Origin of the sequence: Paracoccus limosus (assembly GCF_009711185.1) — a bacterium.
Taxonomy (GTDB): domain Bacteria; phylum Pseudomonadota; class Alphaproteobacteria; order Rhodobacterales; family Rhodobacteraceae; genus Paracoccus; species Paracoccus limosus.
This window is the reverse complement of the sequence record NZ_WMIF01000001.1, coordinates 59218-81959: the sequence shown is the minus strand read 5'-3', so window position 1 is coordinate 81959 and position 22742 is coordinate 59218. Positions and strand designations below refer to the sequence as shown.

Here is a 22742-nt window from a genome sequence, read left to right as displayed (position 1 = left end):
TCACGCCAGCCCCATGACCACATCGAACACTGTTAGCCGGGCGATGCCGGCGGCGGCCGAGACGCCGTAATCCTTGAAGATCGCGCCGGGGTGGCCGCCCGCTGGAAGCGGCTCGCCCGTGGCAGCGCGGGTCACGGTGATGATCGGCCCAAGCGGCGCGGCCAGTGAGGTGATCTGCACCAGCTGTTCGTTGGCCCCTGTCACGCTCATGGCGACGCGGAACTCATTCTGCGACCCAGACCAGGCATAGGCGCCAGACCCCAGCAGCGTGTTGCTGATCACGCCCTCGGTCGAATAGACCACGTCCCGCAGCTCGGCATTGGCGCCATTCCGGCACAGGAACAGCGCGCGGCGACGTATGGTCAGAGAGGGGGTCGTGTCGTCTGTGCTGAGAAACACCCGGCCACTGATCAGGCCGACGCCCGCGCCATCCGGCATCACCGCGTCACAGAACAGATGGGCGGTGCGCCCGATGCCGAAGGACACTAGGCAATCCCCGCGCTCATGCACATCCGGATCGACGACATAAGAGCCGCTGCCGGCCGGGACGAACCGGGCGCTGCTCAATTCAGTCACCCGCTTGCGGATCGAGAAATAGCCGAGAAACACCGGGTTGGTGTTGTTGTCGGCCGGGGCGATGAAGCGCAGACAAGATAGGCCCACCGGCAGTTGTGCCAGATAGGCCGCATCCTCGGAGCCCCGGCGCCCGCCTGCGCCTTGGCTGCGCGCCGAGGTTGGGCTGGTGAAATTGCTGACCGCCGAGCTGAAATAGTCGGCGACCTCGATGCTCGGCGCGTTGGCAACGGTGCGCGGCTGGTAATAGCCGTCGCCGTCGACGCTGCGCCACCATGCAATCCGATCCGGTTCCTCTTGCCAGGTCCAGACCTCCATCAGCACATCGCCCGGCGCATAGGAGCCTGCAGCAATGTTCAGCGACACACCGAAGCGGTTATTCGCCTGATCGAACATCGAATAGGTCTTGTCGGCGGTGTTCGCGTGCGGGGACCAGGGCGCGACGTTGATGGCCGGCGCGCCGCTGTCCGGAAACAGCGTTTTCGAGAACAGCCGGGCCGCGACGTAGCTCGCTTTCACCCGATGCCCGAGGTCGCCGAAATGCACCCCGTCCGGCTGTTGATACGACCAGAGCGCGTTGGATGACGAGCTTTCCAGCACCTTGCGCAGCGCGGTGTGGGTGTCGATCATCTCGATGCCGTAAAGCTGCGCGGCCCGCTGGAGCACCGAGATCAACTTGACGATGCTGCCGCCCTGGCGCGGCGTGTTCTGCCGCACCGGGTCGGGGGTCATCAGCACCGGCACGATGCCGTAATAGTCGCAGAGGTTGAGCAGATAGCTCAGCTCGGTGAAAAACAGATCGACGGTGAACGTCTCGCGCACCATGTCGTTCAGGCCGAAATTGATCAGCAGGATGTTCGGCGTGCCATAGGCCGGGTTATTGATGATGGCCTGCGCGAAATTCCTCCGTGCCCAGCCGGTCACAACATCCCTGCCGCCGTAACCCGCGTTCCAGATGGTGATGCCGGTGTTGCGATACATCCGGCGCAGGATCGTCTGGAGCGCGGCAGGCCAAGCGAAGGGTGGGGTATGCGCCGCGCCGCCGACAGCGGAGCCGTCTGTGTTCGTCGGGTTCGCGGTCCAGTCGGTGGTGCCGTTGCCGTCGGTCGTGCTGTCGCCATAGCAGGCGACGGTGATGCCCTGCCCGTCCGCCATGCGCGACTGCAGCATGTCGAGGCGGCCGGAATAGTCCAGGTCCAGCGCCAGCAAGCCGTCCGGACCAATGGGGTTCGCCTGATACCGCCGGTTGCGCACCAGGCGAATGTCGCCCTCGGCCAGATCGCCGCGCGCCACAGCCTGCGCCATCCGCGCGCGGGTCGTGAAGATCGGGCCGGCCTCATAGAACCTCACCCCGTCAAGGCGCGAGAAGTGGGTATCCGTGGCGGCGGCCGGCGCCACCTTCCACGCCCCGTTGGTCCGCACGCTCACGGTCGTGCCCGAAGTCAACGCATTCGTGCTGTCCCGCAGCGCCTGCATGTCGGCATAGCTGAGGACCATCCCAGATACAGATTCGGCGATATCCTCTGCCCGGTCTGCTGCAGCATTGGCGCGATCCGCCGCCTGCTGAATGCCGCCGATGGTCGCCATCGCCTGATCGTAGCCAGCGATCATCGCGGTGACGCGCTGGGTCAGATACCGGCTGTCGGACTGCACGACGATGGTCCTGTTGATGTAGCTCATGCTGCAATCTCCTGAACAATGACGGGCCCTTGCCAGACGACATTGAGGTCGGGCAGCGGCGCGGTAATGGTGATCTGGTATGCAGCGTCGATGCGCTTGCAGGACCGCATGGACTGGCCGACCTGCGCCGGAATCGTCGCCGACAGGAAGCCATCTGCATCCAGCTCCAAGCGCGCCCGGTATTCGACGGTGCGCGCCCGCAGAACCAGCAATTCGGCGGTGTATCCGGCGCCATCGACCGTCTGAGTGAAATCGACGGGGGATTCCGCTTCGAGGTATCGCCAAGACTGCCGCGCGTCTTGGGTCGTCCAGAGGTTGAGCGGAGGAACGGTAATGATGGGCTGCATCAGCGGAACTCCGACCAGCGGACGGGCGCGGCCGTCGAGGTGATCCTGTAATAATGACCTGGAGGGACGTCGAACGTGACCGGCCACCCGTCCCAATCACCGACGCTGTAGATCGTCGCCATGGTCGTGGATGATGCTCCGCATAGAATATCGCCAGAGACGTTCACCCCCATCTGGATGATGACCTGAATCGTGCGGCCGGTCGTGTTCTGGTAGTTGATGTTCCGCGCCCGGTCGGCGGTGACGACCGACCAGACGCGATCATCGGCGCCCTTAGCGGCCTTGAGCGATTTCGGCGACAGGACGGCCGGCGTCTCGGATGTTCCCGCAGCCCATATCGCATCAGTCGCGGTGTCGCTGGACTGCATGAGCCAAGCCCACGCGCCCCACTCCCCGCCGGCCAAAACCCGGACGTGTTGCCTCCGACTTCCAACAGCTGAGAGCGTCATCAGGGCCGCGTTGGTCGAGACGCGCCAGAACTGGATCAGGCCGCCGGCGTCAGGCACCAGCCCCGTCGGGAATGTGCCATAAGTATCGCCGTTGTAGCGATAGACGCCGGATGCGATTTCGATGTTGTCGATATTGCTGAGCAAGGTGGCATTGCCGGTGACGCCAAGGCCAAAGTCGGCCAGAGGGGCAAGGATATTCGCCTGCACCCTCTCAATCGCCTTCTGGACCGTCTTTTCCGGGACCGCCTCTGTCGGGCGGAACGAGACGCCAGCGGCGCCGACATTATCGGTCGAGACAAGCTGCACCGGGTCGATGGGATATCCCGCCAGAACGGCGCCTGCGGCAGTCGTGACCCGGACGCGGATATTGCCATCTCCGGGGGTGTAGATCGGCGGGAACACCCCCGCGCCGTCAGCAGCAAGCGGCGTTGGGTGCGGCGTGGTGCAGGCTGGATCGGAATAGACGATCTTCGCCGTGTTCGTGCCGGATCGGTAGAAATAGGCCAGCGCGCCGGGCGCAGCGATGCCGTTCACGTCCACCGCTCGGTTTTGGTTCAGGTTCAGGATGGTTGCCATTGTCGCTCCAATGCAAAAAGCCCCGCCGAAGCGGGGCCACGTTCTCGTTTGTTCTGGATGGAAGAATCGCTTCGGGGCCGCCTAGGGTTGTTGCGGCTTCGGCCTTATTCCGAGGCTCTTCAAATATTCATGAGTGGAGGCGTTCACATGGTCACGGAAGTCGAATTGGCTGCGGCCGGGAAGTCGGTTGAAATCATCGACCCGAATGCCGTCGAGACAGAGTTTGTTGACTGGCTCGTGTCTTGCAAACAGTTCGAGGGCGTCGTCAGCCTTGGGCTTGGGACCGTGGACTATGCGGCGCAGAAGCCGGGGCAGGAAAATCCTCATGTCGTGATCACCTCGAAGTTGCGGATGAGCATCCCGATGGCGGCGCGCATCCATGCCGTCTTGGGAATGATGTTGGCGGATGTCGGGTTTCAGCCCGAAGGTCAGCAGGCGCGCAACACGCTCAACTGATGCTTCCCCGGGCCAGGATCTCGGGTATAGTGGGGGGATGTTGGTATACGCATTTTTCGGCGGAATGGTCGCCAACCTTGTCACCGCCTTGTTCATTTTCGGCCTGTGGCGCCTGCGCCGCAACGAAAATGACCCCGGAGGGATTGCCATTGTCCTGTTCTGCTGCGCTCTTACCGCAGGAGCCGGTTACGCAATTCGGGAAGAGCTGCAGGAACAGCGCCAATCCCAAGAGCATTCAGCGCGTTAGTCACGCCCGTCCCCGCCCCCGGCAGGATCGGAAATGCTGCGCGAGCGTTCTCAAGCGCATTGAGCGTGGCCAGCGCGTTCGGCCGCGTCAGCACGTCCGCAAGCTCGTTCCGGACCGAGCCCTTGGCGCGCTGGATCTGCGCCGGGGTTGACCCGGTGAACCGCTGCCAGACGCTCTTGGCCGTCCCGATGGGCTCGCCCCGAGCCAGCGCCCCCGGCTCCATGCTGTCATCCAGCATCTGCCCGAACTGCTGGCGCCCGAATGTGCGGCTGTTGGTCGCGACGCGGGCGCGGAGGCCGAGAGCCTGCGCTGTGTCGTCCAGCGCCGCCTTGACCGCGCCCCAATCCTTGCCCAGGAGCAGCTGCATCTTGTCCTGCGAAGCGCGGGACGTGAGCATGGTGTAGGACTTGTAGGCCTCGCGCGCGTCCATGTTCGGATCGCTTGCGACAGCCCGCACATTCGCGACCTGATCGTCAATGCTCTGCCGTAGGCCGCGCTTCACCGCTGCCAGCTCGGCTTGCGACATGCCGTCGAGGGCCGCCTCGGCCTCTGCTCGCGTGACGCCGGGCGAAAGCAGCGTCTCGCCAGTCTTGATCGCCTTGACCTGCCCGATGATGTCGCCGGCCGTGTTCACGGCATAGTCGTATTCCGGCACCGCTTGGCCGAGGTTCCGGCGAATGTCCCGCGCCAGCCCCTGATAGGCCGACCCCATGCGGGTTTGCCCGCCAAGCGCGCCGGCCCCGTCGCCGCTCTCAGCCAAGCCGTCCAGCGCCTGCTTGATATAGTCCCATTGCCGCACATCGGGCGGGTTGGTGAAAGTCACCGTGCCGTCGTCGGCAATCGAGGCCATGATCTGCTTGGACGTGTCGCCGTTCATCCGCATCAGCTTGTTGGCATAGCTGATCGCATCGTAGGGTAGCCGGGGACTGATATCGTCCAGTAGTGCCGCGCCCTGCGGACTGGCATAGTCGATGGGCTGGGCATATGCCGCGTCATAGACCGCCTTGCGTGCCGGGGCCGTTGCGGAGCGAATATCGCCCTGCAAGCGCGCCGTATCGCTGAACTGCCGCGATGATGGAGCCCCGACGCTGCTGCCCGTCAGACTGCGGTCAAGCTGGCCGCTCAGCCGCTGCCCTGCCGCGCTGGCCCGGTCGTCAATCCGCCCCAGAGCCACCCGCGCCCCTTCGCCCGGCGACTGGATTGCCGCATCCAGAGCGCCTTGGACCGAGGGTCCAGCATCGGCCAGCATGGAGTCCGGGCGGTTCAGGGCGTTTCGCATCCGCGCCGCGTCATCCATGCCAAGCGTATCCGACAGCAGGCGCCCGGCCTTGCTGCTGATGCCGAGGCTGTCGGCGACCCTTCCGATGCCGCGATGCTCGGCCAGCGCATTGCGCACGCCGCGATAGGCCGCGCCGACGCCTTGGGCGACGACAGGGACGGCGGCGCCGAGGACGGAGCCTAAACCAGCTCCGAGCAGCGCATTCTGCATGCGCGGCACGGCACCCCCCTCGCCCTCCATGAACCCCTGCGCGCCGCCGAGAACGGCCCCACTCGCCGCGCCGGCGCCGATCTGGGCTGGAAGGGACGCGCCGGCAGGGAATAGCCCTGTCACCGCCTGCGCCGCTGGCGACGTGACTGCGCCAGCAAGCCCCGCCACCGTGGTCGCGACCGGGTATTCCTGCCGCTGCTGATCGGTGCGCCGGCGTGCTTCGCCGACCGCCTCTCCATAGGTCTTGCCTGCCATCGCCGCATCAGCAGCGCCTTCGATCTCATCCAGCGACCCGAGGGTGAACATGTTCGTGAAGGCGCGGTTCACCGCGTTCAGGGGCTCACGAACCCGGCGAATGGCTTCAGCAGCTCCGCCGCCAGTCGGCGGCTCGTCGTCCCAAGAGCCGGAAGCGCCGGCGCCGCTGGATTCGCCCCCCTGATCGACGGCGGGCGCAGCCATCCATTTCGGCTGGGCCTCATCCACAACAGGCGCATCTTGCCACCCCATTACGGCTTCCTCCGCATCACGCCATTGGGATCGCGGAATGTCGCGCCGGACGGCAGAGCCTCATAGTCAGCATCGCTGGAAACGGAGGGGATGCCGCCATCTTTTCCGGCTCCCTTTGCCTGATCTCGCGACTGGTCAAAAATCGCATCGCCGACCTTCGGCCCGTGAATGATCCGCAGCAGCGTCCGCTCATAGTTGTCGAGCTGCTTTCCAAACCGCTCCGGGCCGGCCTTCGGGTCGAGCGCGCCGGCGGCGGCGGCAAGCATGGCGCCCTCCTTCTCAGTGACGCTGCCGAGCGCGCCCCCGGTCGGGGATGCCGCGCGCATCGCGCCTAGCGTCTCAATGGTTGCAACCGACTTCATCACCCCGATCTGACGATTGACCTCGGCTGCGTCAGACTCTGGCAGATAGGCCATCCCTGCCCCCAGCGTGCCCGTCGACGTCCTCCCAATCAGGTTCCGCGCCTCATTTGCAGCGGTCATCACCGTGTCGGACGACACCGCCTTGGCAGCCCCGCCTTGCTCGGCCTTCTGAGCGGCCTTCTGCGCCTCGAGGGCTGCGGGAGAGCCGGGAATGGCTGCCGCCTTCGGCAGGCCGGTCTGCGGGTCAATCACGGGGTTTCCGGACTGCGGGTCCATGACATAGCCATAATCCGTGCTCAACTTGCCCAAGCCGGGCGCGCCGCCGCCCATATCGACTTTTACTGTGGTGCTCCCGCCCGCCTGATACACGGCGTCCGGCGGAAGCAGCCCAGCCTTTTTGTCAGCCTCGAATTTCGCCTGAGGGGATTGCGGCGTCGGAACCTCCGGCTTGAACCCCTTCATCGCATCCAGCACCGGCTTGAAATTCGCGGCATGGGCCGGGAACTGCGCAAACGGGTATTGCGCCGGATCAATGCCCTTGGATTTCAGGAACTGGTCATATCCCGCCTGATCGCCGCTCTGGTAGAACCATGCCGCGCCGCTCAGCACACCTTCAAGCTCAGCCGTCTGCGCTGCCAGATCGTCGGCTTTGAGGCCGCGCATATGGGTATCCATCTTCCACTTCCATTCTTCGTCCGCGCGACCGTCCTGCTTGGCCTGCCGGGCCTCGGTCGCCGCGAACTGCCGATCCGCGCGCTGGTTGGCAATGGCATCCTGCTGCCGGTTATAGTCCCGGTCATCGGCGCGCCACTGCTGGTCCTGCTGGCGCTGCTGGATCTGCATCGCGGCCATCGGATCGAGCCGGGCGAATTGCGCCAGCGCGTTCGTGTCGCCCTGCATCAGCGCATCGCCGTTCTGGGACATGAAGCTGGCCAGCGCGTTCTGCCGCTGCTGGTCCTTGGCGAACGCGGCGGCCTGATCGGCCTGCGCCAGCGTGTTGACGAAGTTCGGGACGTAAAGATCAACCACGGAGCCAGTCTCCATAGAATTGCGCCTGCGGGGCCGCGAGCGCGTTGGTGATATCGGTGGTGCGCAGGGGCGTATGCGTCGTCGCGCGCTGCCACGCCCGATCCTGCTGCTGGCCCTGCGCGCGCTGCTCGAGCATCGCGAGATAGGCGGACGGGTCGAATCCGGGCGCGGGTTCAGGGCCCGAGCTGCCGCCATAGGTCTGGCCGCCGCCGGCGTAGAGGTCAGCTTCCGCGTTCCGGCGTTTAGCGTTGATCCCGCCGTTGTGGCCCCCCAGCGCGCGGATCGCCGCAATGTCGTCCTCGGTGCCCGGCGTTTTCACGGCCGCCGCAACGCTGCGCAGCCCCTTGTTCCACGCGCCAGCGCCGTAGTTATAGGCCAGCGAGGTCAGAACCGACTGCTGGTCAGGCGACAAGGCATTGTAGGCGTCCTGCCCGAGCGCATTAACGACCGAGGGTTGAAACTCGCGGCTGATCCGGCGGTCGAGGTCGCGCGCGGCATCCTCGCGGCTGACGGTGATGCCGGACGAGACGGGCACCACGCGGCCATCGGCCAGCGTCACCGTGTCCGATCCATACCCGGCCCGCAGCGCATTCACGTCCCAATATGGCGTTTCTCGGAAGCCCTCGAAGCGCGCGATCAGATCAGCGGCGCTGCTCATGTTACCACCACCCTGCATTCTGCACGCCGGACACGCCAGCCTGTCGCAGCGATCCGGCCAGCGGGTCTGAGCCGCCAAGGCCGCGCTGATATTGCCATGCGCCAAGGGCGTTATTGATGCCGCCGGTGATCGCGTTGGCGCCATTGATCGCACCGGCTGCGGCTGCCTGCCCGCCGGCCATCAGGGCGTTGCCGGCGTTCGTCGCATAGGCCTGCCCCGCCGATGCTTGGTTGGCAGCGGCGCTGGTGCCCATGTTGGTCAGCCCGGACAGGCGGTTGAGGTAATTGCCATATTCCTGCGAGGCGAGACCCTGATTATATCCAGACAACGCCTTGAGCGTGGCACCGCTATGCAGGCCGCCTTTGGCCCCTGCCAGTGCGTTGATGCTGTCCTGACCCTGCTGGAGCTGGAATTGATACCCTGGCGTCTCGGTAAAGCCGCCATACGGCTTGCCGCCGATGGTTGGCGCCGGTCCGAGGCCCATTTCCGACATATAGGCTTCGAGACCAAGGTTGCCGGCGCTGAGATACGGCGCAAACTTCTTGGAGGTGTCGTCATAGATCTCCTTTTGGACCGCCGCCGCCGCTTCCGCGGAGCGCTCCTGAGACCTGGCAGCCCTCTTGGACGCCGACGCCCCGATCAGCGCCGAGCCAACGGCCGCAATGGCTGTGATTGGCATTAGAGCCTCCATCCTTGGATCACGACGCGCGCCGGCGTCTGCATGGTTCCGATGACCTCAAACCCGAGGCGGCGATTCATCGACAGGACCGCGCGGTTGGTTTCGAGGGACTGCGCCACGATCAGATCGGGCGCGTAGAAGGCCCAAGCGGCCTCCAGAATGGCGCGGGCGTGCGGGACGGTCTTGCCCCATGCCTCGGGCTTGACGCCACAATGCACGTCCAGAACGCGGGGCCAGCAGAAATCCCGGAACGCGGCGCAGACTGGGCCATCCGCCCAATACTCAACCCCAGCATCCGGCAGTGCCCCGGTCAGCCCCTGCGACGGATGCGCGAAGAACTCGCGCGCCTCGTCCACCGTGATGCGGCGGGTCACGGCTCCAGCGCCTCAACGCGCGCGGTCAGGGCTGCGATCTCGTCCTCCTGAGCCTTGACCACGGCGACGAGCTGCTGGAGCACCAGCACCAGCTCAAGGCTGGCAGCGTCGCCGTTGGCGGTGGCCGGCTGATTGGCAAGCAGTGGCGTCAGCTTCATGTCGCAATCCTCGCATTTTCGGAGAGGCACAGGTCGTAAGGGTCAGACCAGCGCAGCTTCGCGGTCAGCGCTCGGCCCATCCCGAGATTGCGCCAGATCGCGCGGTCGTCGAACTCGCCGCGCGTCAGTATTCTGGTCTTGTCCGGTGTCCAAGTCGCGCCACCGTCGCGCGAAAGGCGCAGCGAGATGCTGCCATTCCGAAAACCGCTCGACGGAAATACCTCGAACTCGCGCAGCACGGTGCGGGCGCCATCCATGCGCAGCGTGGGCGTGGTCAATTCGCGGATCAGCGGCCGTCCGCCGTCTGAGTTCGTGCGGCGCAGAACCGCGATTTCACCGCTATCCCGGCCGATGGCCCATTCGTCACCGAGGCGGGCTGATGCGGCGACGTTCCACGGCCCAGCCTCGCCTTCGGCCCGCTCGTGCCACTCGCCCATTGCAAGGTCGTAGCACCATGCCGGTGCATCTCGGAGCACGATGCACAGGAACGTATGGCCCTCATCCGAATAAACCAGACACGCGACTGGCAGGCTCTCCCTGATCGCCGTCTCGACGGCCGGCGTGCTGATCGGCTGAAATTGACCGCCAGCGATCAGGCTGGCCCGGTTGTCTGACCCGACCATGAACGCGCCATCATCAAATCGGCAGATGAGATTGTGCGCTTTCAGGCCAGTGCCCTTCACTCCCCCGGCCACGCGCTGGAATGCCTCAGCGCCACTGGCGCCAGTGTTATACCAGATCTCGGTCGAGTGCTCCTTGAACAGATACAGGCGCCCATCAAGCGCGAATGCCCGAACCAGCTTGTCATCATTGGCGTCGGCGGTTGAGAAGTTCAGACCCGGGAGCGTCTTTGGGTCTGCCAGATCCGACCACTGGAACATGCGCCCGCCGGCCTCGGTCAGCACGGTGTAATTGTCGATGTATTCCACTGAGCCGAATGCCGAAAACGCCCCGGTCGCTGGCTCGCTCATGCCGCTGTCGTAGACAAAATAGCGCGTCCCGGCCTGAATGCAGACTGCACCGTTATTTCCAGAGAGGCTGGCGTGACCAGTGGTTACTTGACCCAGCGGCGATGCTGAGCCGTTCTCCCTGATCCGCCACAGGCGGCCGCCGAGGATAGCGTAGGTCACGCCGTCAACTACACCCATTGCACGGATCAGCACGCCGTTCAGCTGCACATGCGGGTCCATACCGAGGACCGATTTCAGCGCGCGCTCGCCAGTCGTCATCTTTTCTGCATAGATGTTGACCAGCCGAGACGTGTTGCCCAAGGGGTTGTCGCTGTCACGGCCGGACTGGCCGACAAGAGCGAACCTCATGGCGTCGCCTCATATGTGCCGACGAAATCACCCGCGCCGCGACCGGCCGGGCCGGTATGCGCCGCCATCTGTGCATTCCACATCGGGATTTGCGGGTTGTTGTCGCCGATGAAGCGATAGAGCCCCTCATTGTGATAGGGGCCTTGCGGCAGCACGTCGCACATGCGGTTGAACACCGCATCGCCTGTCAAGGTGAACCAGTTGGTCATCACCGCATCGAACGTATCAGCCCATGGCTGCGACATATGGAAGGAGTTGAACACGAGGTTCCAGGTCGCGTTATTGACCCGGCTGGGCGGGGTCACCAGATGGGTGCCGCCCTCATACATGATCAGCTTCAGCCCACGCTCATCCGCCTTACCCTTGTGGTAGATCCAGCGATTGCGCTCACCGACGACCGTCCGCCCATCACCGTAGGAGCTGGGGATATGCCGCAGATCCGTGCACTGCTCGGCCATCAACTGGTGGACTTGTGCCAGCGTTCTGGTGCCGCTCGTGTAGCTGCTGATCCATCCCGCCAGTGTCGGGTTCGGGTTGCCGGCCTCATCCTCATATCGCAGGTTGCCGTCCAGCACGCCATGAACCGCATAATCCGTCATGTAGCTTGACGGCAGCGCGCGGCCAGTTGGCCAGCCGGGGCGCTGCGCCGAGGTCAGGGCACGCCATTTCGGCGCGTCCAGCATGGCTTGATCCAACCCCTCGTTGTCGGTCCAGCACTGGAACACCGTGTGCAACCGCGCCGCATTGGCGCCGGTCCAGACTGAACGCCAGATCTGCGCCATCTCAGCCATCCGCCCGCCATACCATTCAGGCCAATCGCTGTCGGTGAAGGTCGCGCTGGTCGCCATCGCCTCATCCCGCAACTCGCTGGCTTGGGATAGGTTGAAGTCCCAGATTTTGTTGCTGAACTCGGTATGAACATGCGACTGGCTGCGCAGGTTGTCGCGGACGAACGTTGCGAAGCTCTGCTGATACGAGGCGGGCCAAGTATGGGCCATGCAGAACCACGGATCAGCGCCGATCACCGCGCAGAGGTCCAGCATTTCCTCCAGCGGCACACCGTTAGGCACCTGATAGCTGAACGACCCGGCAGGCGTCCGGTTGGCCCAGGCAGTCGGCCCGGTGTAGTTGTCGATCATCTGCCAGTCCTTGAACCGCAGAATGCGCTGGTTGCGGATGATGTCCAGCCATGACGAGCGCCACCGCTGGCCGCCATCATAGGCAGCAATGTCGTCCACATGGACCAAGGCGAAGTTGTCCAGCGGCCCAGAGGTGACAGAGTCGACGCGCAGATAGACCAGAGAGTTGCCCGTAGCCGTATAATCGAAGCGGATTTCGTTCGGGCCGACCTGCGTGGTGTTTTGGGCATGGAAAACCGAGATCGTGCCCGAGCCAGTCCAAGTCAGACGGAAGCGCCCGCTGACCACCCCGCCGGCAGGGGCCGGCATATCGCGGAAGATATAGGCGCCGACCTCACCGGAACTTGGCAGCGAAACGACCGCGCCCTTGGCGTTGATATGGCCAGCAGATTGCAGCCCCGCCCGGTTTTCCCAATCCGACCCGACCTTGAGCCAGTTGAGCCACGGGCTATGCGCCATAGCATAGGGGGGCTGCCATGTCAGGTTCATCGATGTCGCCGGATTGGTCAGCGTCCCTGCAATAGCGCCGCCGCCGGTGCTGGGTTTCGGTGCGCCATAGTTGATTTCCAGCAACTTGTCAGCCGCCGCAGCCCCTCGAATGCGGTTCGTCGCCTGATCGTAATGCACCCCGTCCGGCCTGAAAGTCGCGCCAGCCGGTCGCCGGATATATGCGCAGCGAGCCAGGCGCCCGGCCAGCGCCTCCATGGCGTCCTGTTGCGCGATCTGGTTCGCGTTGGGCGTGGCATTCCCGATTTCCATCATCACCACCGGGAAGTCGCCGAACTCAGCGCGCAGATCCGCAATGTCTCGCTCGACTGCAGCCGGCAGCAGCGTGGCGCTGTTGACGCTGATGTCAGCCTCATGGCCGCACTGGAGCGCGCCGCATACCGTCGATCCGGTCGAGGCTTGCGCCATGGTGCCGCGCAACTGCGTCAGCATATTCGTCCAGGCGCGATAATCCGCACCATCGCGGTTCCAGTAACCGCTGTTCAGCCGCCCCTGACCGGCCCATCCGACAGCCACGAGCACGAGCACCTCGTCATCCGCGAGCCATTCGCACATCCGCTTCACAAAAGACCCCATTGGGCCGCCGCCGCTGTTCGTGGTGCTGTGCTGGAGCGGATCTTGCACGAGCAATGGCATCCCGACGCCATTGCCATCGAGCACCGCCCCGAATGGCGCGTTTGCCACGCCAGGGATATAGAGCGCACGCGGCTCAGGCGTGTCGATGGACCAGTCTACGTCCGAGCTTTCGGCACCGACGATGTTGGATTGTGCATCGAAGATGAACACGACGCGCTGCTTTTTCGCCAGCAGGGCCGTCATATCCACGAGCTGGATATAGTTCATCCGCAGGGCCGAGCCGCCCGTGACAGTAATTCTCACCGAGGTGTGCGCTTGGGTCGCGGTGAAATAGCGAGTAAAATTCCGCGCCGCTGTGAAACTCGCGCCAGCCGGAGCGACCGCGCCCGGCATCAGCGCCACACTCACCGTCCCAGCCGTCCGTTCCGGCATTCCGAACAGCAGGCCGTAGCGCCGACCCGCCACGAGGGCTGTCGGCAATGTGATCGTCATCACGGTCGATGATGCGTTGCTGCCGTCGAACACCGCACCCGTGCTGCCGAACGTCACGCCTGTAAACCCGGTGCCGTAGGGCGCCGAGGTCGCGAAAAGCCGCGCATTCTCCGGGATCAGGTTCGCCGGCTGCGCCTGTGGCTGGCTTGGCCATGTCGTGCCGCTGAGCAGACCCGTCGCACCGGCAGCCGCAGCCACCGGCCCGACCGCAGCCGACGAGATCCACGCGCTGGACCCTGCCGCGTTGCTGGCCTGCACCTGCACGCGGATATACTGCCCCTGCCGAGCGGCGGCGGGCGTATAGGTCGCGCCCGTGGCACCGCTGATCGTGGTCCAGCCGGTCGAGCCATCCGCCGAATACTGCCAGCGCCGCGCGATGGTGATGGGCGCGGTGCCGCTGAACGTGCCGTCGAACGCGGTCAGGGCCTGCCCGACCTGCGGGGTGCCTGTGATCGCGGGTGGGGCTGTGTTGACGGGGGCCGTGGGGGTGGAGCCGCTTTGCCACGCCATGACCCCGGCCAGAGCCAGCCCGACGATGGTCGAGACAGTGCCGCGCAGGGCATTCCCGACAGTTCCGCTCATGGTCCGATAGGGCATGTCGATCCCCTCAGGCCGTGATTACGAAATTGCCGCGCGACTGCTGGTCAGTCGTCAGGGCATTGTATTGCGCCTGCGTCACGGTGATCGGCTGAACCTCCCATCCGCCGCCAACCTCGGTCGCCTTGCGGAATGCCGGCGCGCCGAACTCGGTCACGCACTCGTCGGGTCCATAGAGCGGATCGTTGATGCCATGCGTCGCGTCGGCCAGCTCCGTCAGCGTGCGCTTGCCGTGGACCAACTTGCCGTTGAAGGTCACCTCATTGTGCCGCTTGGCGTTGGTATAGCCAGAGGACATGAGCACGCCGTTTGCCTTGGTCCCGCCGGTCGCCACCGAGCCGGAAGCCGTGTCCAGCGTGGTCGTGGTGCCGCCCTGCGTCTCTGTTGCCGTGCCCCGAATGATGATCGTGCTGTGTTCGATGCCGGAGCCCGACATGTCGATCAGATAGGGGTGGTTTCCTGCACCTTGCCGTGCGCCGCCGGTGCGCGTCACGTCGATGAGGGACCGTCGGAACGGGCCCGGCAGGCGAATGTCGCAGCGGGGCAAGGTGCGCGTTCCGGTGTAACCCAAGCCGGATCCAAGCAGCCGGCCACCGCCCGCCTCATCAATATGCCCGCGGATCGTAACGCCCTTATTGGCCCGCGCCACGATGCCGGGCCCCCAAGTATCCTGCGTGGTCATGCTGTCGAGATAGATGTTCTGCGCGCCGTCGGCTTCCAGCTCCAACCCGGCACCGATGACCTCGGACGACTTGTAGCAGCCCGCATACCAGCCCTTGAATAGCGCGCCCCGCGCATTGCTGGCCCCCGATCCGAACTTGATAGCGCTGTCGCCGCTGGTCGAACAGGTGATGTTGGAATACCAGCTGTCCGCCATGTCGGTGAACATGCCGTTGCGCCCGCAACGCTGCGTCCAGAGCGCGTTCACCATCATTTCGCCACGGCCCACAGCATGAAGGCCATAGCCTTTGCATCGCACGATCAGCAGGTGATCCAATCGGTTCTGACTATCGGAGCCGCCGTTCGGCCAGAATTTCGATGGACCGGGGCCGTCTCCGATGGTGCCAACCGACGACCCGAGCGTGCCGAAGGCCAGCCCCTTTTGCTCCGTGGTCGCGAGATCGAACTCCCACACGCCGCCGGTCGAGCCCTCGTATTCTTTCAGGCTTTCCCAGCCGCCATGAATGATCATGTCGCGGAAGGTGTTGAACCCGGCGCCGAGGGTTGGGTGGGCAACGAACACATCGGTATAGCGCAGTCCCGCCGTAATATCGGCGGCAGAACGCGGGATCAGGCGCTGGCGCACGGCGGTATGATGCTCGCCATTGCCGCCAAAGCCGACGCCGGCGCGATAGGTGATCGCTCCTTCAATATCGATCATGCCGCCGGGAAGCTGAACGAACCCGCCGTTTGCGAAGGCCCAATCCTCAGCCGCGCGCAGCGCAGCCGTATTTGCTGCCAGCTGTGCAGAGGTGAGTTCTGGCGCCGCCGTGGTCAGCTCCTGCATCGTGATCGTGCCGAAGGCCCGGACATCGAGCGCGCTTTGGAAGCCCACCGGAATTGGCAGATCCGTCCCGCCAAACCGCATCAGCACCGAGTTCACCCACGGCGCAGCGGGCGCGGCAGTGGTCGGGTTGCTCTGGGTGCGCGGCACGTCGGACGGGATGGTGCCGCCGGAGCCGCCGCCCGCCTCCAGCGCTACCACCCGGGAAGTCAGGTTGCTGATCTGGGTGGTATGCTGCCCTGTCAGGCTGTTCAGCGCCGCGACGGAGGTTTCGGTCGTGTCGACGCGAACAGCAAGGGCGCTGGTCGCAGCAGCATTCCCAGAAATCAGGCCGCGCAGCTCCGAGTCGTCATATGACCCGCCGGACGCGGCCGAAACATCTGGCATCCACGTCGCGACCGTCCCGTTGATCGCGGTAAGGGTCCATTTCTGGTTCGTGCTGATGTTGATCCAGCGCGAGCCGACCTCATAACCGGCGCCGGAGTTGTCGCCGGTAGTCGGGCCGCTGAGCGCCGCGAAATTGTTCTTCGGCAGGCCATTCAGGTTCATCGCCTGACGCACGGCGCCAAGCGTGGTGGGCAGCGTCAACTGCGGCATGTCAGATGCTCCACTGGATGCTGTCATCCCACGCGGCGGCGTCAGACCACGGGGTCGCGTCCGTCCAAGCGGTGGGGATGATGGGGGGCGGTGGCGGTGGCGCAGGTGGCGCGCCGGCGAAGCCCGGGCACATGATGATGCTGTGCCGGCGGCGCTGCGAGGCGGTGCGGGTCAGATCAAAAAGTCCGCTGAGAACTGGCTCATAGTAATAGGCGGCAATCTGCGCCCACGCCGGGGCCGGGTCGGGGCCGGGCTGCCCGAACTCCTCGGCCAAGCGCGCGGCCAGAATCGTCTGGAATGCAGCGAGGCACGGGCTGTCGATTGGCATCTGCGTCGCGGGCCCGAGGATCGGCATGTCGAACTGGACGCCATTCACGCGGAACGACTGGCCGATCTCGTTCAGGGCATCGAGGCCGCTAGCGGTCTGGTCCGCCGTGGCCGGCTCGTCCGATGCCACGACGCCAATGCGCCGCAGCGCGCGGAGAATGATCTCGCTCGTTGTCTGCATGGCGACTCTCGGGAAATGAAAAAGGCGGGGCGCTCAGGCCCCGCCGGATGGGTTACTGGCCGAAGCGCATACCCAAGCGCTGGTCCAGAACCTTCACGCCGAACAGAATGTCGAAGCGGAAGGTCTGGTCGAGCGTGTTGCCGTCGACAAACTCCGACACCGAGATGACGGTCTTGTTGCCGGCTTTGGTCGAGGTTTTCAGGCCGGAACCGTTGGGGATATCCAGCGCGCGCGTGACCAGAGCGAAGCACTTGGGAGCCAGCAGCAGCGACTGCTTGCTGCGGACGCCGGCGGTGCCCGACACGACCGTGATGGCGGCGCCAGCAGCGGGCACCGCCGTGACGGTCTGGTAAGCGCCGGTCGGGATGATCGGCGGCGAGATGGTCAGCGCCGCCGGGCCGGTCGAGGCGCCCGAGTTGGCATCGGCCATCACGACGAACGTTTGCAGCCGGCCCGTATCCGCTTTCGAGACGGGGTTGACCGAGTTGACGCCCGCAATGGTGAACACGTCGCCGGCGCGCAGAATGCCGGTGACGCTGTTCGTCCATCCGTTGGTGTTCAGCGTCTGGGACCAGCTGTCCTTGGCTACATCATAGGTCACGCCTTGGTTCGCGCCGTTCACGACGGGCGTACCGGTGCCGGTGCCTGCGGTGTGGGTCGGGGCATAGGCCGTCTCGTAGTTGTCGAAGCCCGCGTAGTAACCCACCTGCGCTTTCTCGAACGCCTTCTTGGCCTTGTCGGTCACGTAGACGTTTTTGACCTCGTTCGCCAGCTTGGCAGCAGTCGTCGGAGCATGGAACGCGCTGCGGTCGCTGTTCGGGATCGCAACCTCGGTCATCTGTGCGCCGGCTTGGGCCAGCTGATCGAACGAGGTCAGCGGGGTGCCGGGCACGCCAGCATACCAATAGAGCTGGCGATAGAGCTGCGACAGCTCGTTTTCGATCCGATCCTTCATGCGGATCACCGCCGGACGGATCACGTCTTCGGACAGACGATCAAACGACAGCGTGCGGTCCTTGGCGCCGATCTTGACCGGGATCGAGACCGTCCGGTTCATGCTGATCGTGGTTTTGCCCTGGGTGATGTCCTCGCGATACCCGGTGATGTCCAGGTTGTCGTTCTGGCCCAGGTATTGCGTCGGGCGGCGGATGCTGATCGTGTCGCCCTTGTGGCTGAACTCGGCGGAATAGTCGGTGTGAACGACATTCCCCAGCACCAGCTCGTTTTCGAGGTGCATCAGCCCTTCTTGAGCGAAAACGCTCGGGGTTAGAAACGTGTTGGCCATGGCCTATTTCCTCAGAATTTGCCGCCGGACTCGCGCCATGCGCGGTATTCCTCAGCGGACATTTTGTCGGGGGACTTCGCGCCAGATCCCGAGGCCTTCCCGGGCGTTATGGGCGGCGGAGCCGTGCTTGCGGTGCGGGGTTTCGGGGCAGTCAGCGACGCTTCGATGCGGCCAAGCTCGCGGGCCGCCGACATGGGCGGCATCTGCGCGATGCGCATGGCCTCTGCGCGGTTCTGGCCGAGGTAATACGCCAGATCAGCCGCAGCGTCGGAGCTGCGGATGATGTCGGCAATGCCCTCGGTGATGGGCACGTCGGGCGCGAGCGCCACCGCATCGAAATCCGCATACTTCATGCGTGCTTCGACCAGCTGCTCGGTCCACTGCTGCTGCGCAATTTGCCGTTCTGCCAACTCGAACTGTTCGGCCTGCTGGCGCTCGCGCTCTGCTGCGCTGTTTGCCTCACCCGCTGCGTGCTGGGCTGCCGACTGTTGCCACTTCCAGATGGCTTGGGCTGCCACATATTCTGCGGGGTCGCTGAATTGCTCGCGCCGAGGGGCTTCCCCCTGTTGTCCAGCGCGAATGATGGATTCACGGCGGCTTTCGGCTTCGTCTGCCCGCTTCCGCGCGCTGTCTGCCTCGTCACGCAGGCGCTGCTTATACGCCTTGTCGCGATCTCGCCGCTCTTTGGCGCTTTCCTTGCGCCGCTTCTCATCCTCGGATTCTTCGTCCGGCTGCTCGCCGTCCGTCTGATCCTCGGCGGTCTGGTCTTTCACCTGACCTTCTGCCGCTTGGGCATCGGCCACGACTTCTTGGCCGGCCTCTGGGGCCAGCTCTTGCTCGTCGCTCATAGCGTCCTCTGTCAGTTGGTGGGGATGCCCTGCGGGGCTAGAACCGGGTTCACCGGCATTCCGATGGCCATGGCGGCCCTCATCTGCATCAGCTCAAGCTGGGCCTTTTCGGCCTCGGCCTCAGCTTTGACGGCATCGGCGTCGGCCTTGCGCGCCCGCGCCTGCTTTTCTGCCAAGTCGATCTGCGCGGCGCCTTGCTGCATCTGCGCCTGCTGGGCCTGCTGCTGCATCGCCTGCTGACGCTGCGCCTGCGCCTCTGGTGACTGGTCCTGATCGTCCTCGCCCAGCACGTTCGGTGGCACGGCGCGTTTCAGGCGCTCGGCGATGCGGTCGGCTTCGGGCCACTCCTGCGCTTTGACGTAAAGGTCGCCGATCAGCGGCGCGGCGGCCGGGTAAGCCTGCACGAATGCGGCCATGCCCTCGGCGGCCTGCTCTCGCTTGGTCTGGTAGTTCGGGCCGACCGACAGGCGCACATCGTATTTGCCGATGGTCACGTCATTGACCGGCTGCACCCCGGTTTGCGTCAGAGCGACGCTGTTGATCGTGACCAGCTTTTCCTCGTCGTCCTCACCGAGGATGCGGACCATGCGCTGCGTGTCATAGACCCGGGGGATCATGTCGACCAAGATGCGGCCAGCGCGCGCCACTGCCTTGGCCACGTTGTCGGCGTAGACGCTATTCGCCTGCTCAGCCTCCTGCTGGCGCTGCTGGATGGCAACGCCGCTCGTCTCATTCGATTTAGCCCCGAGGCTGGCATCGTAAATGCCCGTGGTGCGCTTCATGTCCTCGGCGGCCAGCTGGATCTCGCTCAGGAAAGCCTGCGATGGCACCGGCGGCTGTTCGCGCTGGGGTCGACCCGGCGCCGCCGGGTCGGGGTTGTAGGGGATGAACGGCGCGGTCGTGCTGTTGGCCTTGGCCCAGACCGACTCCAGCCCCTGAAACTGCTTGAGCGTACCGATATAGGGCGCCTTGGATTGCAGCCGGATCACCTCGGCGTTTTCGGTGCGGCTCATGTTGTAGAGCTGCTGCGCGTCCTTCGCGAACCGGATCACGCTCGACCGATACAGAGCCTCGCCGACTGGCCATTCCTCGCCGGTGACCGCGACCACAGGCATGTAGCGCGTCGGCACGTCTAGCGGGCCTTCCAGTACCTCGGCGCCGCTGATCTTGGCCCATTTGACCGCCGGCACCTTGGTCTTGCGCGTCTTGATCGGGGCGAGCGGCGCGGCTGGGCTTTCCACCACGCTGCCGTCGGCCATCAGCCCGATGGTGACCTCGCGATCCTCGATCCAGTAGTATTCGGCGACGGTGATCCGCTCACCATGCAGCCAGTGCGCGAGCCCCAGCATGTGGTGGTCGGTGGTCGCGTCCATCACGCGCGCGTCGGGGAATTGCTCCTTGAAATCCTCGACCAGCATGTCGTCTGCGATAAAGCAAAAACGCGCATCGCTGCGGTCGGGCTGCTTGGCCATCGGATCCCAGAACACCGCGAACGGGTTGTGGATTCGCTCAATCAGGCACTCCTGATCGAACGACATGGGATCGGCGTAATCCGCCCGGATGCGGAAGTTCCCGATGCCGCAAGCCGCCGCCAATTCGCCCGCCCGCTCATAGACGCTGGTGCCGTCGCACTCGTATTCGATCTGCCGGATCATCCCGGCCATGATCTCGGCCACATCGGGCGATGCGCTGCCGTCTGCCGGGATCACCCGGATGGCCGGGTTCATGGCGCGGATCTGGCCCGTCACCCGGCGCACGAACTGCGACAGACCGTTGAACGTCAGGCAGGGCTTGCCTTCCAGCTCGCGCTGCGCGCGAACTTCCTCCGGCCACTGATCGCCGATCAGAAAGCGAAGGTCGTCCTGCGCTTCCTCGCGGTTCAGCGCATCGGCCGAGGCGGCATCGTCCATGCGGCGACGGGCCAAGGCGATGATTTTTTCATCGTCAGTCATGCCAGCCAATGCCCGCCTGTCAGTTTCATGTATTTCGACACGTCGGGCGCCGGCCCGTGGTCAGCATGCGCGACGGCCATCAGGCCAAAGGCATCGGCCCCATGGCTGGACCAGTCGTGGTCCGGTCCGAGGCCGATGTTGCGCGCCTCGTCCCGCTTCTCGTGATACCAGCCGAGAGCATCGCGCCCGGCCTCGGTAGTGGCGGCGTTGAACCAGATCTGCGGGAACAGCCTGCGCACCGCCTCAATGCGGGCCGCCGCTGCGCCCCGGCCTTGGTTCGGCACCACGATGACGTTGAACCCGGCCTCGGACAGCGCGCTTTCGTAGCTGACTGAGAAAACCTTGTCGTGCGTGCCACCGTCGTGGGGCAGCACAACCGATCTGATCCCGCGCTCACGCAGCCATTTCACATGCGTTGCGAGCGGCTGGCCCGACGCCTCGTAATAATCCAGCACGCGGATTTCCGGCCCGACGAACTGCACCAGCCAGATCGCGGTCGCATCTGCCTTGGCGCCGGTGCCGCCGATATCGAAGTAGGCCCGGACCTCCATCAGCGGATCTGCCGCGACATTTCCGATTCTGCGCTGCGCCTTCGCCTCGGCAAGGTGGCGCGCGAAATAGGCGCCCGTCGTGGCGGTGGCAAAGCCACCCTCCCAGATATGGTCGTATCCGTCCGGGTCGGCGGCCAGCGTTGATGCGCGCTCCGCGTCCAGCACGCCGGGGAACCAAGGGTTGTCAGACCAGTTTGCCCGGACCACGCATGCATCGGGTGGAGCGGATGCGCCCCGCAGGAACTCAATCGCATCAGTCTTGCGGCGGGGGTTCCAGCTGAACCACAGCTGCGATGCCAGCCCGCGCTGAGCGTCCTCCCAGCGGATCGTGGGGCGGAGCAGGTCGAGCGAGAACTTCGACAGGCTTTGCGCTTCCTCGGTCCATGCTCGGTGGAAGCCTTCCAGCGACTTGATGCTGTCGGCGGTGTGATCCTGCATCCCCTGAAAGATTACCAGACCATCGCCGGGGGTCTTGATGACCTCGTTGAAAATCTTGAACCCGTCGCGCTCGCCAAGCCCGTGCCGGCGCAGCGTGGATTCGATCAGGCTCTTGGCCGAGTGCTTGAGCGACTTCTGCACCTCCCGGATGCAGACCGACTTGAGGCCCTCGCCCATTTCGCCGGGCGCGGCCATGCTGTCTTCGACCAGAAGGCCGGCGAAGAACTGCGATTTGCCCGAACCTCGCCCGCCGTGGGCGCCCTTGTATCGCGCTGGCTCCAGCAGCGGCAGAAACACCTCGGCGGTGTCAATCACCAGCTTTGACAATGCGGCGCTCAATCACGGCGACGATAGGGGCGTCGGGATCGCCCTGGATCTGCATGGGCAGAACCTTGCCCAGCAACGACATGAACGGCCCCGGGTTGGCCATGGCCTGAGCAGTGAGATAACCCACGAGCCCCGAGCCGCCGCCGGCCTGTTCCGCTGCCTGCAAGATCGCGTCCTTGAGCAGCGCCGTGGTCTTGTTCTGCGACCCCTTCGGGCGACCCTTTCCGGCGCTCGGCGGCCGGCGCTTTGCAGCAGGGGCCACTTGTTTACTGTCCATAGCGTCCCGCTGACCTCCAGGTCGGCGCCTCTGCTGTCGTGGTGGTTACCGCTTCCCGCCTCCGATCCACAACTATGACGCCGAAGCGCCCGGCCCGGATCAGTTCACGCTCGCGCGCAGGTCGGTGATTTCAGGCTAGCGGCTTTGCCTGCGGGAAGCGGGCCGGGGAAATGCAAAAGGCCCCGCGTTTTCGCAGGGCCATACAACTGGACATAATCCGTCACCCGCAGAAGTAGCACGC

19 protein-coding genes are annotated in these 22742 nt (G+C 64.9%); 1 reads left to right on the top strand and 18 read right to left on the bottom strand.

The features are described from left to right. From GL279_RS00460 to GL279_RS00450, 3 genes are read right to left on the bottom strand one after another with little or no spacing between them, the layout of a single operon-like run. Positions 1 to 2253, bottom strand: a complete 2253-nt coding sequence (locus GL279_RS00460) for an SGNH/GDSL hydrolase family protein (protein ID WP_155062638.1) — start codon at positions 2251 to 2253, stop codon at positions 1 to 3. Further along, on the bottom strand, positions 2250 to 2600 hold the full coding sequence (locus GL279_RS00455; RefSeq protein WP_155062637.1) for a hypothetical protein: 351 nt from the start codon (positions 2598 to 2600) through the stop codon (positions 2250 to 2252). The genes GL279_RS00460 and GL279_RS00455 overlap by 4 nt, the downstream gene beginning before the upstream one ends. Then, positions 2600 to 3625 carry a hypothetical protein gene (locus GL279_RS00450; protein ID WP_155062636.1) on the bottom strand — a complete coding sequence of 342 codons (1026 nt, stop codon included), beginning with the start codon at positions 3623 to 3625 and terminating at the stop codon, positions 2600 to 2602. Before GL279_RS00450 ends, GL279_RS00455 begins: the two co-directional genes overlap by 1 nt. A gap of 147 nt (positions 3626 to 3772) precedes the next feature. Here GL279_RS00450 and GL279_RS00445 point away from each other — a divergent pair, with 147 nt between their 5' ends. Next, complete coding sequence (locus GL279_RS00445; RefSeq protein ID WP_155062635.1) at positions 3773 to 4081, top strand: hypothetical protein; 309 nt, start codon at positions 3773 to 3775, stop codon at positions 4079 to 4081. Between the two features lie 170 nt (positions 4082 to 4251). On the opposite strand, the gene GL279_RS00440 is transcribed toward GL279_RS00445, so the two are convergent. Genes GL279_RS00440 through GL279_RS00370 form a run of 15 tightly spaced genes read right to left on the bottom strand, consistent with a single transcriptional unit; the run spans position 4252 to position 22501 of the window. After that, a complete protein-coding gene (locus tag GL279_RS00440) occupies positions 4252 to 6324 on the bottom strand; it encodes a hypothetical protein (RefSeq protein WP_155062634.1) in 2073 nt (690 codons plus the stop codon). Beyond that, positions 6324 to 7715: a hypothetical protein gene (locus tag GL279_RS00435; protein ID WP_155062633.1), complete on the bottom strand. Its 1392-nt coding sequence runs from the start codon at positions 7713 to 7715 to the stop codon at positions 6324 to 6326. The genes GL279_RS00440 and GL279_RS00435 overlap by 1 nt, the downstream gene beginning before the upstream one ends. Continuing rightward, on the bottom strand, positions 7708 to 8373 hold the full coding sequence (locus GL279_RS00430; protein ID WP_155062632.1) for a lysozyme: 666 nt from the start codon (positions 8371 to 8373) through the stop codon (positions 7708 to 7710). The genes GL279_RS00435 and GL279_RS00430 overlap by 8 nt, the downstream gene beginning before the upstream one ends. 1 nt (position 8374) lies before the next feature. Next, positions 8375 to 9052, bottom strand: a complete 678-nt coding sequence (locus tag GL279_RS00425) for a hypothetical protein (RefSeq protein WP_155062631.1) — start codon at positions 9050 to 9052, stop codon at positions 8375 to 8377. Further along, a complete protein-coding gene (locus tag GL279_RS00420) occupies positions 9052 to 9426 on the bottom strand; it encodes a hypothetical protein (RefSeq protein ID WP_155062630.1) in 375 nt (124 codons plus the stop codon). Before GL279_RS00420 ends, GL279_RS00425 begins: the two co-directional genes overlap by 1 nt. Beyond that, a complete protein-coding gene (locus GL279_RS00415) occupies positions 9423 to 9584 on the bottom strand; it encodes a hypothetical protein (protein WP_155062629.1) in 162 nt (53 codons plus the stop codon). The genes GL279_RS00420 and GL279_RS00415 overlap by 4 nt, the downstream gene beginning before the upstream one ends. Beyond that, positions 9581 to 10903: a hypothetical protein gene (locus GL279_RS00410; RefSeq protein ID WP_155062628.1), complete on the bottom strand. Its 1323-nt coding sequence runs from the start codon at positions 10901 to 10903 to the stop codon at positions 9581 to 9583. The genes GL279_RS00415 and GL279_RS00410 overlap by 4 nt, the downstream gene beginning before the upstream one ends. Then, positions 10900 to 14214 carry a hypothetical protein gene (locus GL279_RS00405; protein ID WP_155062627.1) on the bottom strand — a complete coding sequence of 1105 codons (3315 nt, stop codon included), beginning with the start codon at positions 14212 to 14214 and terminating at the stop codon, positions 10900 to 10902. The genes GL279_RS00410 and GL279_RS00405 overlap by 4 nt, the downstream gene beginning before the upstream one ends. Before the next feature lie 10 nt (positions 14215 to 14224). Next, positions 14225 to 16315 carry a hypothetical protein gene (locus tag GL279_RS00400; protein ID WP_155062626.1) on the bottom strand — a complete coding sequence of 697 codons (2091 nt, stop codon included), beginning with the start codon at positions 16313 to 16315 and terminating at the stop codon, positions 14225 to 14227. A gap of 1 nt (position 16316) precedes the next feature. After that, positions 16317 to 16823: a hypothetical protein gene (locus GL279_RS00395; protein ID WP_155062625.1), complete on the bottom strand. Its 507-nt coding sequence runs from the start codon at positions 16821 to 16823 to the stop codon at positions 16317 to 16319. A 52-nt stretch (positions 16824 to 16875) separates the two neighbouring features. Beyond that, positions 16876 to 18108, bottom strand: a complete 1233-nt coding sequence (locus GL279_RS00390; RefSeq protein WP_155062624.1) for a P22 phage major capsid protein family protein — start codon at positions 18106 to 18108, stop codon at positions 16876 to 16878. Positions 18109 to 18119: 11 nt separating this feature from the next. After that, entirely contained in the window at positions 18120 to 18956 is an 837-nt protein-coding gene (locus GL279_RS00385) for a hypothetical protein (protein ID WP_155062623.1), read from the bottom strand. 11 nt (positions 18957 to 18967) lie between these two features. Next, complete coding sequence (locus tag GL279_RS00380) at positions 18968 to 20908, bottom strand: portal protein (protein WP_155062622.1); 1941 nt, start codon at positions 20906 to 20908, stop codon at positions 18968 to 18970. Then, positions 20905 to 22194 carry a PBSX family phage terminase large subunit gene (locus tag GL279_RS00375; RefSeq protein WP_343039674.1) on the bottom strand — a complete coding sequence of 430 codons (1290 nt, stop codon included), beginning with the start codon at positions 22192 to 22194 and terminating at the stop codon, positions 20905 to 20907. The genes GL279_RS00380 and GL279_RS00375 overlap by 4 nt, the downstream gene beginning before the upstream one ends. Before the next feature lie 10 nt (positions 22195 to 22204). Beyond that, a complete protein-coding gene (locus tag GL279_RS00370) occupies positions 22205 to 22501 on the bottom strand; it encodes a hypothetical protein (RefSeq protein ID WP_155062620.1) in 297 nt (98 codons plus the stop codon). Between the last annotated feature and the right edge of the window lie 241 nt (positions 22502 to 22742).

Excerpts from the sequence above, each read along its gene's own strand:
- GL279_RS00385 (WP_155062623.1), bottom strand. The coding sequence starts at position 18,956 with ATGAGCGACGAGCAAGAGCTGGCCCCAGAGGCCGGCCAAGAAGTCGTG.
- GL279_RS00415 (WP_155062629.1), bottom strand. The coding sequence starts at position 9,584 with ATGAAGCTGACGCCACTGCTTGCCAATCAGCCGGCCACCGCCAACGGC.
- GL279_RS00370 (WP_155062620.1), bottom strand. The coding sequence starts at position 22,501 with ATGGACAGTAAACAAGTGGCCCCTGCTGCAAAGCGCCGGCCGCCGAGC.
- GL279_RS00410 (WP_155062628.1), bottom strand. The coding sequence starts at position 10,903 with ATGAGGTTCGCTCTTGTCGGCCAGTCCGGCCGTGACAGCGACAACCCC.
- GL279_RS00445 (WP_155062635.1), top strand. The coding sequence starts at position 3,773 with ATGGTCACGGAAGTCGAATTGGCTGCGGCCGGGAAGTCGGTTGAAATC.
- GL279_RS00425 (WP_155062631.1), bottom strand. The coding sequence starts at position 9,052 with ATGCCAATCACAGCCATTGCGGCCGTTGGCTCGGCGCTGATCGGGGCG.
- GL279_RS00400 (WP_155062626.1), bottom strand. The coding sequence starts at position 16,315 with ATGCCGCAGTTGACGCTGCCCACCACGCTTGGCGCCGTGCGTCAGGCG.
- GL279_RS00455 (WP_155062637.1), bottom strand. The coding sequence starts at position 2,600 with ATGCAGCCCATCATTACCGTTCCTCCGCTCAACCTCTGGACGACCCAA.
- GL279_RS00380 (WP_155062622.1), bottom strand. The coding sequence starts at position 20,908 with ATGACTGACGATGAAAAAATCATCGCCTTGGCCCGTCGCCGCATGGAC.
- GL279_RS00460 (WP_155062638.1), bottom strand. The coding sequence starts at position 2,253 with ATGAGCTACATCAACAGGACCATCGTCGTGCAGTCCGACAGCCGGTAT.
- GL279_RS00450 (WP_155062636.1), bottom strand. The coding sequence starts at position 3,625 with ATGGCAACCATCCTGAACCTGAACCAAAACCGAGCGGTGGACGTGAAC.
- GL279_RS00395 (WP_155062625.1), bottom strand. The coding sequence starts at position 16,823 with ATGCAGACAACGAGCGAGATCATTCTCCGCGCGCTGCGGCGCATTGGC.
- GL279_RS00390 (WP_155062624.1), bottom strand. The coding sequence starts at position 18,108 with ATGGCCAACACGTTTCTAACCCCGAGCGTTTTCGCTCAAGAAGGGCTG.
- GL279_RS00430 (WP_155062632.1), bottom strand. The coding sequence starts at position 8,373 with ATGAGCAGCGCCGCTGATCTGATCGCGCGCTTCGAGGGCTTCCGAGAA.
- GL279_RS00405 (WP_155062627.1), bottom strand. The coding sequence starts at position 14,214 with ATGCCCTATCGGACCATGAGCGGAACTGTCGGGAATGCCCTGCGCGGC.
- GL279_RS00440 (WP_155062634.1), bottom strand. The coding sequence starts at position 6,324 with ATGGGGTGGCAAGATGCGCCTGTTGTGGATGAGGCCCAGCCGAAATGG.